We start from the raw sequence: 14,267 nt of genomic DNA on the forward strand, positions 1-14,267 counted from the left end.
TACCTAATGAATACCTCAAGACAACATAACTTTAATACAGCTGGCATATCTAAGTCTGCCTTGTTTGTGTTTTTCTTGATTTGCTTTCTTTTTGCCGCATCGTCTCAAGCTCAAGATGATGTGCGTGCCACCATAGATTCTACAAGCATTCTTATAGGGCAACAAATTAATTACAAGATTGAAGTTCTTGCAAATGATGGTGAGGCGGTAGTTTTTCCAGAGGGCCAAACTTTTAACCCTCTTGAGGTTATAGAAAGTTATAAGATTGACACCGCAAGCTCAACATCTGCAAGAGTAAAGCTTATAAAGAGATATGGTTTAACACAGTTTGATAGTGGTCGCTATGTCATCCCAAAGCAAAAAATAATCATAGGGACTAAAACTGTAGAGACAGATACTTTTCTAGTAGAAGTAAACAATGTTGTACTAGACACTGTAAACCAAGGTCTTTATGATATTAAACCTATTATAGAGTTACCTAGAGACTATAGCAAGTGGTGGAAGTACCTGTTATGGATCATCCCAGTACTTATTGCCATTGCCTTATTTTTATGGTTCTTACTACGTCGTCATAAAAAACAAAAAGAGGCAGAAAAATATGTGCCTCCTTTTGAGCAAGCTATTGCAACACTCAACGCACTAGATCAAGAAGACTATATCGCTCAAGCAAAATATAAAGAGTACTACACTGTACTTACAGATGCCATACGTCGCTACTATGATGAGAAGGTATATGATCGTGCTATGGAAAGCACAACAGATGAGCTCATTGCCCGTCTTGAGATGGAGCGCGACAGTGGTCACATTGACTTCAGCAGGGAGACTATTGTAAAGCTTAAAGATATTTTTAAACGTGCAGACCTTATAAAATTTGCACGTGTAAATCCGCCAGAAGGTAAGGCGCAAGCAGACCGTCTTAGTGTAGAAGAAATAGTAAAAGAAACTAAAGAAGCACTCCCACCTCCTACTGTAGAAGAACTTATGAAGCAGGAGGATTATAGAGAAGCGCTTTCGCGAAAGCGTAAAAGAAAACTATGGCTTACCGCAATAGGTGGTGTTCTGGCCATCTTACTTGTAGCAACCACCGTAGGTATAGTTGTTAAGGGGTATAGTGAGGTTAAAGATTTTGTCTTCGGAAATATGACCCGTGAGCTTGCCGAAGGTACTTGGATTACCAGTGAGTATGGAGCGCCATCTATGATTGTGAGTACACCAAAGGTTCTTACAAGACAAGAAGTGGCATTACCTCCAGAGGCGCAAGGGCAAATGGAGGCAACCTCATTTGCGTGGTCTACAGTACCGGCAAATGTTTCTATACTCGTATTTCAATTCAAATTTCCAGAAAACGCCGAAGTGAAAGTAGAGCAGCTCATTGCAAATCAACTTGCGATGTTTGAGCAAAACGGCTTCTCTGCAGATGTGGTTAAGAATGAAAAGTTCAAAACGCCTAATGGTGCTGAAGGTCTTAAAACCTTTGGAAAAGGAACACAAATTATAGACGAAGAAAAGGAAATGATGGACTCTGGTGAGTATGCATTTTTAACCTTTCAGTCAGAAAGTGTGATCCAGCAATTATTTATAAGCTGGCACGATGAAGATCCTTATGGTAAACAAATCGCAGAGCGCGTGATGCAAAGTGTAGAACTGCAAGCAAAAGAAGAAAAGAAGTAATGCTAAGCAATTTTGAATTTTCAAATCCTGAGTTTTTCTGGTTGTTTCTTGCACTGCCAGTGGCAATCGCTTGGTACTTATGGAAACGCAAGAAGCAAACACCTGCGGTAAAAATATCTAGCATTAAAGGTTTTAAAACGAGCACTAGCATTTTACCTAAACTCAGACCGCTTCTATTTATTTTGAGACTAGCGGCTCTTAGTCTTATTATAGTGGCACTCGCTAGACCTCGTAATGTAGAGGTATCTACTAAGACTAAAACCACAAAAGGTATAGATATCGTAATCGCGATAGACGTATCTGCCAGTATGCTGGCAAAAGATTTACGTCCTAATAGACTGGAAGCACTTAAAAAAGTAGCCTCAAGTTTTATAAATGGCCGTCCTAACGATCGTATAGGACTAGTAGAGTATGCAGGTGAGAGTTTTACAAAAACACCTATCACGAGTGATAAGAGTATTGTACTAAGTGCGCTTAAAGGCATACAGTACAACAGCATTATAGAAGGTGGAACCGCTATAGGTATGGGGCTAGCAACGGGTGTAAACCGCATTAAAGACAGCAAAGCATTAAGCAAGGTTATCATATTAATGACAGATGGTGAGAATAATGCAGGACAGATAGACCCACGTATCGCAGCAGAGCTCGCTCAAGAGTTTGGCATTAAAGTATACACCATCGGGATGGGTACAAACGGTACGGCACTATCACCTTATGCTCGTAACCCTAACGGTACATTTGTGTATGAAAACATACAAGTTACTATAGATGAAGAGCTACTAGAAGAAATCGCCGAAACCACAGGAGGTCAATATTTTAGAGCGACTAACAACAAGAAACTTCAAGAAATCTATGACGAGATAGATAAACTTGAACGTACCGATGTAGAAGAGTTTAAGTATACAAATTATGAGGAAAAGTACAGGCCTCTAGTTTTACTAGCAGGATTGTTACTTATGATTGAGTTATTATTAAAGTATACTGTTTTTAAGAGTTTTGTATAAATAATATATGCTTTTGTAAAAGGCACCTATGTATCTATTAGAAGAAAAAATATGGTTTTGGTTACTGCTCGCTATACCTGCGGTGATACTCTTATATATGGGGGTATTAATCTGGCAGCGCAGTGCTCAAAAGAAATTTGCAAGCGCAAATCTTCTTAAAAAATTAAGCCCAGACAGGTCTTATTTTAAGCCAGGTCTTAAGGTCCTTACGATCTGTATTGCCATTGCATTTTTAGTTGTAGGTCTTGTTAACCCAAAAATGGGTACTAAACTTGAGACCGTAAAGCGCGAGGGAGTAGATGTGGTGTTTGCCATAGACGTTTCAAAATCTATGCTAGCAGAAGATATAGCGCCTAATAGAATTGAAAAATCAAAACAACTAGTTACTCAAATCATCAACAGTCTGGGTAGCGACCGTATAGGGATTATAGCCTATGCAGGAAGTGCATACCCACAACTACCTATCACGACAGATTACAGTAGTGCTAAGCTATTTTTAAGCCAGATGAATACAGATATGCTCTCTAGCCAGGGTACGGCCATAGGAGAAGCTATAGAACTTGCAAAAACCTACTATAATGATGACGAGCAAACTAATCGTGTGCTGTTTATCATATCAGATGGAGAAGATCACGTGGGAGAAGCATCGAGCCTAGCAGAACAAGCAAATAAAGAAGGTATACGCATTTTTACCATAGGCGTAGGTAAAACCGAAGGTGGCCGCATACCTCTTAAGCGCAATGGCATTGTACAATCTTATAAGAAAGATCAAAACGGAGAGACCGTAATCACACGTCTAGACGAGGCTACTCTTAAGGCTATTGCAGAGCAGGCTAATGGTGAGTATATAGACGGTAACAGCACTGCCACAGTGGTAGAAACGGTACAGAATTTGCTCAATGGTATGGACAAAAAAGAATTTGAAGCCAAGCAGTTTGCAGATTTTAAAGATCAGTTTCAATGGTTTTTAGGCGCAGGATTACTGTTCTTGTTTTTAGATATATTTCTATTAGACCGTAAGACTAATTGGCTCAAAAAGTTAAACCTTTTTAATGATAACTAAGCAATGAAAAAGTTACTTACACTGGCGCTTGCCACACTAGCTTTTACTGCCATAGCTCAAGAAAAAGCAAAAGAAGGAAAGACACTTGAAAATCCGCTGGCGGGTGAGGCTAGAGAGTATATTCTAGAAGGCACAGAAGCAATGATAAACCAAGAAGGTGGCGTTGTAGATTTTGACGCTTTCGCGAAAGCGGAATCAAATCTAAGAGCAGCCATCTCACTCACACCAGAGAGTGTACCCGCAAAATATAATGCAGGAAACAACTATTACAAAAACAAAAAGTGGGAAGAAAGCACAAGCGCGCTGGCAAGAGCAGCAGCTGTAGCCCAAACTAAAAAAGAAAAGCACAAAGCATATCACAACCTAGGTAATGCACTCTTTCAACAAGAGCAATGGGATGGAGCTGTAGAAGCCTATAAAAATGCCCTACGCGCAGATCCTACAGACGAAGAAACACGCTATAATTTACAACTTGCCAAAAAAGAAAAGGAAAACAATGGCGGTGGTGGTAGCGATAATGACGACCAAGAAAACCAAGACGAAAACCAGGACAAAGACGAAAATAAAAAAGACGACAAAGGAGAAGGAGATAAAAAAGAGGGAGAAGACGGCGACAAGGAAGAAACAGACGATAAGGGCGAAGAAAAAGAAGACGAGGGAGAGCAGAAAGAAGATGATAAAGGAGACCCTAAAGACAAAGACAAAAAGCAAGATGGTGGCGAGGGTGAAGAAGATAAAAAACAACCACCACCGCAACCTAAGCAAGGGCAATTATCGCCTCAACAAGTGCAAAGTTTACTAAAAGCGATGCAGGACCAAGAGAAAAAAACCCAAGAAAAGATAAATGCACAGAAGGTAAAAGGTGCAAAAGTAAAAACGGAGAAAGACTGGTAATGAAGATGAAATCAAACATAGTTTACCTGTTTCTACTCATAGGGACAGTTTTATTTGCGCAAGACGTTCAGTTCAATGCAAAGTTGAGCAAGAATAGACTAGGTGTAAATGAGCGTTTACGTGTAGATTTTATAATGAACCAAGATGGAGATAATTTTAGAGCTCCTAGTTTTGAAGGTTTTAGCGTGGTAGGTGGTCCTAGCCAGACTACAAGCAGGCAGTGGGTAAATGGTAAGAGTAGTTTTTCAAAAACATATTCTTATGTATTATCACCCACTAAGCGTGGTAACCTTGAGATAGGCCAGGCAGAAATAACAGTAGGGGGTCAAGTCTATAAATCACCACCTGTACCAGTTACGGTTACTGCCGCTGTAGAGGTCCCAAAAGACCCAAATGACCCTACTTATCTGGCAAAAGAAAAAGTACATCTCGTGGCAGAGGTTTCAAAAAACAGCCCTTATCTTAATGAAGCATTTACTATTGTTTACAAGCTTTATGTCTCAAAAGAGACAAGTGTAAATAACTGGCGCGAGCTTGACTCACCAAAGTTTGCAGACTTCTGGAGTCAAAGCGCAGACGAGAAGCAGTTTAAAATTTATGAAGGCAAGTATAAAGGAGAAGACTATCGCTATGTTATCTTAAGACGTACTGTGCTCTACCCTCAAAAAACAGGAAAGCTAGAGATAGAACCTTTAAGTCTAAGTGTTGCCGTAAGTGTCCCTACTAACCGCCGTGACATCTTTGGACGTATACTCAGTAAAAGTGCAAATATTACAGTGAGCGCTCCTATAAGAACGGTAGATGTAAAACCATTACCAGATGCTGGCAAACCAGATTACTTTTCTGGTGCTGTAGGTGAATTTGACTTTAAAGTCACCTCAACTAAGGATACACTAGATGCAGGAGAGGCTTTTCAGCTCAAGTTACAAGTACAAGGAAGAGGAAATCTCAAACTTTTTGAATTACCTAAACCTAACTTGCCAAGTACACTAGAAGTATATGAGCCAGAAAATAGCGATAAAATACGTACTAATCTTGCCGGTATGAGCGGCCTTAAGGAAGATACATATACAGTTGTACCACAGTTTAAGGGCAGTTACCCCATACCACCACTTTCATTTACGTACTTTAACCCTAAGACCAAGTCTTACGAACGTATCACCTCACAAGAGCGTGTGATTACAGTAGAAAATGGACCTACAGACACTGCAAGTGCAATATCTGACACTAATGATACAAAGCAGCAGCAAGTCGTTGCTTCAAATAATCAATTTCAGTACATAAAGACAACTGCAAACCTTAAACCAGTAACGCAAGAAAAGTTCTTTAAGAGCACACTATTTTGGATGCTTAGTCTACTTCCATTTTTATTGATTCCTATAGCTATACTTGTGCGCAAAAAGAAGGAGTCTTATGCAAATGATGTCGCGGGCAATAGAATACGCAAGGCAGATAAGCTTGCTAGAAAATTTCTCGCTACAGCAAAGAAAAACCTAGGTAGTCAAAAAGAGTTTTACATCGCAATGGAGCGTGCACTACACAACTACCTTAAAGCAAAACTTAACATCACAACCAGTGAGATGTCTAAAGATCGCATAACAAGATTACTTAAAGAACGTGATGTAGATCAAAACACCACAATAGAGTTTATAAGTCTTCTAGAAAGTTGCGAGTTTGCTAGATATACCCCAGCCAGTAGTGTGGCAATGCAGCAAGATTATGATAAAGCTGTGAGAGTTATAAGTGCCATAGATAAACAATTATAAGATGAGAGACCTGATTACATACATCGCGGTAACTGCACTTATGCTTTCAGTTACACCTGTTATAGCTCAAACTCCAGAGCAATATTTTGAAACTGCAAATGCACACTATGCAGAGGGCAGGTATCAAGAAGCTATAGATGATTATAAAAAGATATTAGACAGCAATCAAGAAAGCGCCGCCGTATACTATAACCTTGCAAATGCACATTTTAAACTAAATAATGTAGCCCCTAGCATTTACTATTACGAGAAAGCAAAGCAACTTGCTCCAGCAGATAGTGACATAAAAAACAATGCATCATTTGCAGATAAGATGAAGATAGATGCCATAACACCATTGCCAGAAAACACACTTCAAAAATGGTTTAACAGCATTCTCAATATTATGACTACAGACGGCTGGGCATATGCTACAGTCGCATTTGTATTCTTATTTGTAATACTATTTATAAGCTACTACTTTTCTGTAGCCTCTGGCAAGAAACGTTTATTTTTTGTGAGTTCGGTGACAAGTTTGCTTCTTGCCCTCTTATCACTTGTGTTTGCTTATAACGCTTTCGCGAAAATTTCTAAAGACAACCCAGCTATCGTATTTGCTGCAACTTCTGAAGTAAAGAGCGAGCCAAACTTAAAAAGTACACAAGCTTTTATACTACACGAAGGAACTAAGGTGATGATTCTTGAAACAGTAGATAACTGGAACAAAATAAAACTAGCAGATGGTAAAACTGGCTGGATTCCTACGACAGATGTAAGAGCGTTGTAGTTATTTGTTCTACTTTTGTTATTCTAGGTGTTATAAGTAACTTATAGTAAGTCTACTTTAATTCTATTTATTTTTTTTAAAACAAAGCACGTTATCACAATTATTGCTAGTTTTATTACTAATTAAAAAAACAATCATTGTTTAAGGCAATCTCTTTATATGCACTCGCCTTTATGATGTCCTTCTCTATAATAGGACCATCATTTATAGCACTCTTTGAATCAGACAGCTCTATTGAGATTGTTCAAGATATCGAAGAGGAACAAAGTGAGTCTAAAAAGGAGCTAGAAGAATATGAGAAGTTCCTTACAGACGACCTCAGTTTTTCTATTATACGTACAGATGATCCTGTACTAGCTTTTTATTGCTACCTAGACAGTTCTTACGGCCACATTAAAGATGTGAGCTCTCCCCCACCAGATTACGTATAAAGATTACTTCATCTTTTGAGTACTTTGTGTTAATGTCATCCATTACTCTTTTCGCGAAAGCGTTATTACTTTTTAAATCATCGCCTTGTCCAACTATGGAGGGGTATTATCTTATTAATTATGTTCAAATATTTAAAAAACGACTTACCCGCTAGTGTCGTTGTATTTTTTGTTGCTTTACCACTATGTCTTGGTATTGCACTTGCCAGTGGCGCACCACTATTTTCTGGTCTTATCGCCGGTATTATAGGAGGTATTGTAGTAGGAGCCTTGAGTGGCTCTCAAATAGGTGTAAGTGGTCCTGCAGCAGGACTCGCTGCCATTGTACTTACTGCTATTGGCGCTCTAGGAGGTTATGAAAACTTCTTGGTAGCCGTAGTATTAGGAGGTGTGATACAGCTTGTTTTTGGATTCTTAAAAGCAGGGATTATTGGCTATTACTTTCCATCTTCTGTAATTAAGGGAATGCTTACGGGTATAGGTATTATTATTATTTTCAAGCAAATTCCTCACTTTTTTGGGTATGATGCAGATCCTGAGGGAGACTTTGCTTTCTCGCAAATGGATGGAGAAAACACCTTATCTGAACTAGGAAACATCGCAGGCTCTATAAGTATAGGGGCTACACTTATAGGAGTTATTGCACTCGCTATTCTTATTTTATGGAGCAATGTGCTTTCTAAGAAAGGAAAGTTTTTCCAGCTAGTACAAGGACCTCTTGTTGCCGTAGCCGTTGGTATCATCTATTATGTAAGCACAATGGGAACAGATTATGCTATTAGTGCAGAGCACTTAGTGAGTGTACCTGTACCAGATAGTGTAGACAGCTTTATAGGGCAATTTGCTTTTCCAAACTTTGGCGCAATTACAAACCCAGCTATATGGGTAACAGCATTTACTATAGCACTTGTTGCGAGTCTTGAGACACTTCTATGTGTAGAAGCAACAGATAAACTAGATCCAGAAAAAAGAGTAACACCTACTAACAGAGAGCTTCTTGCTCAAGGTACAGGTAACATTTTATCTGGTATGATAGGAGGACTACCAGTAACACAAGTAATCGTAAGATCATCTGCAAACATACAGTCTGGTGGTAAGACAAAGATGGCAGCTATTATACACGGTTTCTTATTATTAATCTCTGTGATTCTAATCCCTACCTTACTTAACAAAATACCTCTTTCTGTACTTGCGGCTATATTACTTATTGTAGGGTATAAACTTGCAAAACCAGCTACCTTTAAAGCAATGTGGAAAGCAGGATGGAAACAATTTGTACCGTTTATTGTGACCGTAGTAGGTATCTTCTTTATCGATCTTTTATGGGGTATAGGACTTGGTCTTGCCGTAGGTATCGTAGTGGTGCTTTACAAGAGTTACAAGAACTCGCACTTCTTAAACAAAGAAGATATAAGTAACGGTTCTCAAAAAATGAAAATGACCCTTGCCGAGGAGGTTACTTTCTTTAACAAAGGAGCTATCTTAAAGGAGCTTGACAACCTTCCAGAAAACTCTTACCTTGAACTAGATGTACGTAAAACGAGATTCTTAGATAACGATATTATAGAGATACTAGAAGATTTTGCTCTTAAAGCAAAGAGCCGAAACATCAATATCAAGCTTATCTCAGAACGTGGTATTGTAGAGAACCCACCTAGTTATATTGAATTCTTTAAACTAAGACCTAAAACAGCATAAATTATGAAAGCACACACAAAAATTACACAGGCAAAAATGACGCCTGATACCGCATTAGAATTTTTACAAGAAGGAAATGAACGTTTTTTAAAAAATTTAAAAGCAAATCGTAATTTACTAGAGCAAGTAAATGACACTTCTGACGGACAGTATCCGTTTGCAACTATCTTAAGTTGTATAGATTCTAGAGTATCTGCAGAGTTAGTTTTTGATCAAGGTCTAGGAGATATCTTTAGTATTCGAATTGCAGGAAATTTTATAAACGAAGATATACTAGGGAGTATGGAGTTTGCTTGTAAAGTAGCAGGTACAAAACTTCTCGTCGTTTTAGGACACACAAGTTGTGGTGCTGTAAAAGGTGCTTGTGACCACGTAAGATTAGGAAACCTTACGGCTCTTATTAATAAAATTGAGCCTGCCGTAGCAGCTGTAAAAGAACCTAAAGAGGAAAGTATGAGAACCTCTGCAAACTTAGACTTTGTAGACACAGTTTCTCGTGAAAATGTAAAAATTGCTATTGATAACATCCGATCTAGAAGTGTTGTTTTAAATGAGATGGAAAAAGATGGCGAAATCAAGATTGTAGGCGCTATGTATGATATAACTGACGGTAGAGTTACATTTATGTAGTAAAACCGCTTTCGCGAAAGCGTAACTCATAACAGTATACGCTTCATACAAACTAAAATGTTAAATTAGTAGGGTGGTTCCGTTAAGAAGCCACCCTATTTTTATGCAAAGAATTAACTTTCTATTTTGACACCAACCTAACCATTATGAAAAACTTCTTTAAACACCTTAAAGGCGATGCCTTTGGAGGAATTACAGCAGGTATTGTAGCTCTACCACTAGCACTCGCCTTTGGTGTGTCTTCTGGACTTGGGCCAAGTGCCGGATTATATGGTGCTATTTTTATAGCATTTTTTGCTGCACTTTTTGGAGGAACTCCTACTCAAATCTCGGGACCTACTGCTCCTATGACCGCAGTGAGTATGGTAGTTATCGCAGGTATCATTGCAACTTTTGACGGCGATGTAGATAAGGCACTACCGGCCATACTCACCGTATTTTTACTTGCAGGTCTCTTCCAGATTGTACTGGGAGTAATGGGCATAGGTAAATACATAAAATACATCCCCTACCCTGTTGTATCTGGATTTATGACCGCTATAGGTGTGATGATTCTTATCACGCAACTTCTACCAGCTGTAGGGTATTATCCTAATCAAGATGAAAGTTATGTAGATAGTTTTAAGCCACAGGCGCAAGAAATTGTGCTCGATAAGATTTTACAAGACGAAGCAGGTGAAGGTCTTCTGGTTTTAGAAAACTTTGAAGAAACCATACGTAGAGCAAAACTCACAGATGATACAGACATTTACAAGGAGGCCGTAACTCTTGCAAAAGCATCTTCTTCTGGGGTGGTAGGTACTTTTAAAGTAATGGGACGTGCCTTGCAGAACATAAACTGGATAGAGCTTGCCCTTGCGCTTGCCACGATTTTTATTATTTACGGCTTTAAACGCATAACAACCGTTGTACCTAGTACGCTTGTCGCTCTGCTCGTAGTGTCTGGAGTAGCATATGTTGCTCCTTTTGAATACCGAGCAATTCAAGAAATCCCAAGTGGGTTTCCAGTACCTAAACTTTCTATCATAACAGATTTTAAGTTTAGCATCATATCTCCATATATACTCACGGCACTATCGCTTTCGTTTCTTGGAGCAATAGATTCGCTGCTTACCTCTGTTGTAGCAGATAATATGACAAAGACTAGACATAAGCCTAACAAAGAACTTATAGGCCAAGGTATAGGAAACACCATCGCTTCCTTCTTTGGCGGGATTCCTGGAGCAGGTGCAACCATAAGGACGGTAGTAAATATTAACTCTGGTGGTAAAACCAAGTTATCAGGAATGATTGCTGGTGTATTACTCCTTTTTATACTCCTAGCCCTAGGCCCTATCGCTTCACAAATACCAGCAGCAGTACTTGCAGGTATACTTATTACCGTAGGTATAGGAGTGATGGATTACAAAGGTCTTAAAGCCATCCCTAACCTTCCTAAGGATTTAAAAATGGGTCCTATTAAACTAAGTTCTGAGGTGATTATAATGCTTGTGGTTCTTGTGCTATCTGTAGTGTGGGACCTAGTGGCTGCAGTAGGAATTGGTCTTGTGTTATCGTGTCTTATGTTTATGAAGAAGATGGGTGACTTTACCGCTAGACAGTCTAAAGTTTTTGACCTACGCGCCGCCGAAAAGAATAAAGTATTATGGAGTGACGAACTTATTTTTCCAGATCATCTCAAGGAGGAGGTATTTATAAAGCACCTTCGTGGGCCGTTATTCTTTGGGTATACGAGTGACTTTTCTGCACTTACTAAGCAAATACCTGCAACAGCATCAGATGTTATCTTGCGTATGGGGCGTGTTCCTTATGTAGATCAGTCTGGTGTATATGCGATAGAAGACACGATTCTCCAACTTAACCAAGGCGGAATTAATGTGCATATTGTAGGCCTTAGAAAACAGCCTAAGTATATGCTAGAACGTATTAAAATCATCCCTGAGTTAATACCAGAAACAGAAGTTTATGACACTTTTGAAGAGTGCATCAATTCTCTTAACACTCAGGTAAAAGACAGATATTAAATAGATGATGTGGGGAGTAATTACGCTTTCGCGAAAGCGTAACTATCAACATTGCTAAATACTAGAAGAGTCGTCTGTTTCAGTCGGCTCTTTTTCTTTATCTGGGTTATAAATATCCTCATCTTTGGCAGTTTTTATAATTGCCGGAAGTAATGCAGGAGCAAGTGGCTGTACGATAGGATATAAAATAGACTCTTCTTTATTATCATCACCTATGAGACTTATCTGGCGGTCTGCTGCATCTATAAACATAAGAACCACACTTAATAAAAAGGCAAATTTTATAACCGCAAATGCAGCGCCTAGTAGCTTATTTACAATACCTAGCATTGCAAAATTTGCAACTTTAGTAAGCAGTTTTCCTGCGAGCGAAACAACCAAAACAATAATTACAAATGTTATTGCAAATGAGGTAAGCTTTATAATTTGCTCTCCCCACGCCGTTTTCTCAACAAGCCAGTCTGCCACATAATATGAGAAATGTATGGCTCCATAAATACCTGCAATAAGACCTACCAGTGAGGCAAGTTCTACAAAAAAGCCTTTACGTATCCCTTGTACTAAACCTAGAATCAAAATGATCCCAAAAACGATGTCTATTGTGTTCATATGGCTAAGATAAGTTTTTTACAGATTAATGAATTTTGATATTGTGCAAGTAGCTCACCTACGCATTGTATCTTTGTTATCTTACACTTGATGGATATCTTAACTTGTAAGACCCATCTATATTTTCTTAATAAAATAGGATCACAACTGCGGGACTAAACTCCCGATGATGCACATTTATGGCAAGAGACGAGCAACTTAAAGAGAGATATGAAGCGGTAGTACAAAAACTAGCAGACCGCTTTGCAGAGGGAGATACGGGAGCGATGGATCTAGACAGCATTATATACCTCATAGGTATACAAGAGCTAGGGCAACTAGATAAAACCTTTAAGAAGGATGAAAAGATGAATTTGATGCATATAGCCATATGCCGTTTACTAGAACCTTTTGGGTACTACCAGTACGATTATGATGATCCAGATGGATGGCCACATTACAAAGTACTAGAGGCATTACCACCACTTAAAGCTGGTGAGCAACAAATACTTATGAAGGATGCCATCGTGCAGTACTTTTTAGAAAAAGGACTTATTTCTTAAATCTTACTAATAGCAAACTTAGATTTTGTGGGTGTTTATTTTCGCACGCTCTTTTTAAGGCTACACCCCAATTTTATTCTTAAATTTGCGCTTTCCTTTTAGAGGGTAAAATCATCCATTATGTTAGATAAAATCAAAGAACACATTGAAAAAGTAAAGGCCTTTAATGCCCAAACTTTAGAAGAGGTAGAGGCGTTCAGAATTAAGTATTCTGGGAGAAATGGGCTTGTGAATGATTTTATGGCAGATTTTCGCAATGTGCCTAATGAGCTGAAGCGCGAGTATGGACAGGTAATTAACACCCTTAAAGCAAGTGCTCTTGAAAAAGTAAACGAGCTTAAAGAAAAGCTAGAAGGCGCCGAAGAAGAAACGGCTACCGGAGATTTATCACGTCCAGGTGAACCTATTGAAATAGGAGCACGCCACCCTATCTCTATTGTAAAAAATCAAATTATTGATATTTTTTCTCGCATAGGATTCAACGTTTCTGAAGGTCCAGAAATAGAAGATGACTGGCATAACTTTACTGCCTTAAATCTTCCTGAGTATCACCCAGCACGTGATATGCAGGATACCTTCTTTATACAAACAGATCCAGACGTATTATTACGCACGCATACCTCATCTGTACAGGTGAGATATATGGAAAATAACAAACCACCTATACGTACAATCTCTCCAGGTCGTGTATATCGTAACGAGGCTATAAGTGGTCGTTCACACTGTTTCTTTCACCAGGTAGAAGGATTATACATAGATAAAGACGTATCATTTGCAGATCTTAAACAAACACTGCAGTACTTCACTACAGAGATGTTTGGGAAAAGTAAAATACGTTTACGTCCATCGTACTTCCCATTTACAGAGCCTAGTGCAGAGGTAGACGTATACTGGGGTCTTGAGACAGAGACAGATTACAAAATGACAAAAGGAACCGGATGGCTTGAGATTATGGGCTGTGGTATGGTAGATCCTAATGTACTTGAAAACTGTGGTATTGATTCAAAAGAGTACAGTGGCTTCGCATTTGGTATGGGTATAGATCGTATTGCACTATTATTACACCAGATCTCAGACATTAGAATGCTTAGTGAGAACGATGCACGTTTCTTAGAGCAGTTTAAATCTGCTTTTTAAAGTCATACTATCCCTTCGAGCGCAGTCGTGGG

Annotated in this window: 13 protein-coding genes; 12 read left to right on the forward strand and 1 reads right to left on the reverse strand. The window is 38.9% G+C overall.

The window, feature by feature from the left end:
* The first annotated feature begins 6 nt into the window (after positions 1–6).
* From ACJJVM_RS07050 to ACJJVM_RS07095, 10 genes are all read left to right on the forward strand, one after another.
* Positions 7–1,671: a hypothetical protein gene (locus tag ACJJVM_RS07050; RefSeq protein WP_405211216.1), complete on the forward strand. Its 1,665-nt coding sequence runs from the start codon at positions 7–9 to the stop codon at positions 1,669–1,671.
* Positions 1,671–2,675, forward strand: a complete 1,005-nt coding sequence (locus ACJJVM_RS07055; protein ID WP_298350062.1) for a VWA domain-containing protein — start codon at positions 1,671–1,673, stop codon at positions 2,673–2,675. The genes ACJJVM_RS07050 and ACJJVM_RS07055 overlap by 1 nt, the downstream gene beginning before the upstream one ends.
* A 28-nt stretch (positions 2,676–2,703) precedes the next feature.
* Positions 2,704–3,738 (forward strand): vWA domain-containing protein, encoded by a 1,035-nt coding sequence (locus ACJJVM_RS07060; protein WP_405211217.1) that lies wholly within the window; start codon positions 2,704–2,706, stop codon positions 3,736–3,738.
* 3 nt (positions 3,739–3,741) lie between these two features.
* Positions 3,742–4,632 carry a tetratricopeptide repeat protein gene (locus ACJJVM_RS07065; protein ID WP_035326599.1) on the forward strand — a complete coding sequence of 297 codons (891 nt, stop codon included), beginning with the start codon at positions 3,742–3,744 and terminating at the stop codon, positions 4,630–4,632.
* On the forward strand, positions 4,632–6,398 hold the full coding sequence (locus ACJJVM_RS07070; RefSeq protein ID WP_405211218.1) for a BatD family protein: 1,767 nt from the start codon (positions 4,632–4,634) through the stop codon (positions 6,396–6,398). Before ACJJVM_RS07065 ends, ACJJVM_RS07070 begins: the two co-directional genes overlap by 1 nt.
* Before the next feature lies 1 nt (position 6,399).
* A complete protein-coding gene (locus tag ACJJVM_RS07075) occupies positions 6,400–7,164 on the forward strand; it encodes a tetratricopeptide repeat protein (RefSeq protein ID WP_405211219.1) in 765 nt (254 codons plus the stop codon).
* A gap of 137 nt (positions 7,165–7,301) precedes the next feature.
* Positions 7,302–7,595, forward strand: coding sequence for a hypothetical protein (locus ACJJVM_RS07080; protein ID WP_038598449.1), 294 nt, complete (start codon positions 7,302–7,304; stop codon positions 7,593–7,595).
* Between the two features lie 120 nt (positions 7,596–7,715).
* Positions 7,716–9,293, forward strand: coding sequence for a SulP family inorganic anion transporter (locus ACJJVM_RS07085; protein WP_405211220.1), 1,578 nt, complete (start codon positions 7,716–7,718; stop codon positions 9,291–9,293).
* Between the two features lie 3 nt (positions 9,294–9,296).
* Positions 9,297–9,923, forward strand: coding sequence for a carbonic anhydrase family protein (locus ACJJVM_RS07090; RefSeq protein WP_035335307.1), 627 nt, complete (start codon positions 9,297–9,299; stop codon positions 9,921–9,923).
* Between the two features lie 146 nt (positions 9,924–10,069).
* Positions 10,070–11,947, forward strand: coding sequence for a SulP family inorganic anion transporter (locus tag ACJJVM_RS07095; protein WP_298350046.1), 1,878 nt, complete (start codon positions 10,070–10,072; stop codon positions 11,945–11,947).
* A 54-nt stretch (positions 11,948–12,001) separates the two neighbouring features.
* Here ACJJVM_RS07095 and ACJJVM_RS07100 read toward each other — a convergent pair whose 3' ends face one another.
* Entirely contained in the window at positions 12,002–12,556 is a 555-nt protein-coding gene (locus ACJJVM_RS07100) for a CvpA family protein (protein ID WP_035326543.1), read from the reverse strand.
* 179 nt (positions 12,557–12,735) lie between these two features.
* On the opposite strand from ACJJVM_RS07100, the gene ACJJVM_RS07105 reads away from it, so the two are divergent.
* A complete protein-coding gene (locus ACJJVM_RS07105) occupies positions 12,736–13,098 on the forward strand; it encodes a hypothetical protein (protein ID WP_035335302.1) in 363 nt (120 codons plus the stop codon).
* Positions 13,099–13,218: 120 nt separating this feature from the next.
* Positions 13,219–14,235 (forward strand): phenylalanine--tRNA ligase subunit alpha, encoded by a 1,017-nt coding sequence (gene pheS, locus ACJJVM_RS07110; protein ID WP_405211221.1) that lies wholly within the window; start codon positions 13,219–13,221, stop codon positions 14,233–14,235.
* Positions 14,236–14,267: the final 32 nt, after the last annotated feature.

It is taken from the genome of Dokdonia sp. Asnod2-E02, from assembly GCF_045063915.1.
Lineage (GTDB): Bacteria > Bacteroidota > Bacteroidia > Flavobacteriales > Flavobacteriaceae > Dokdonia.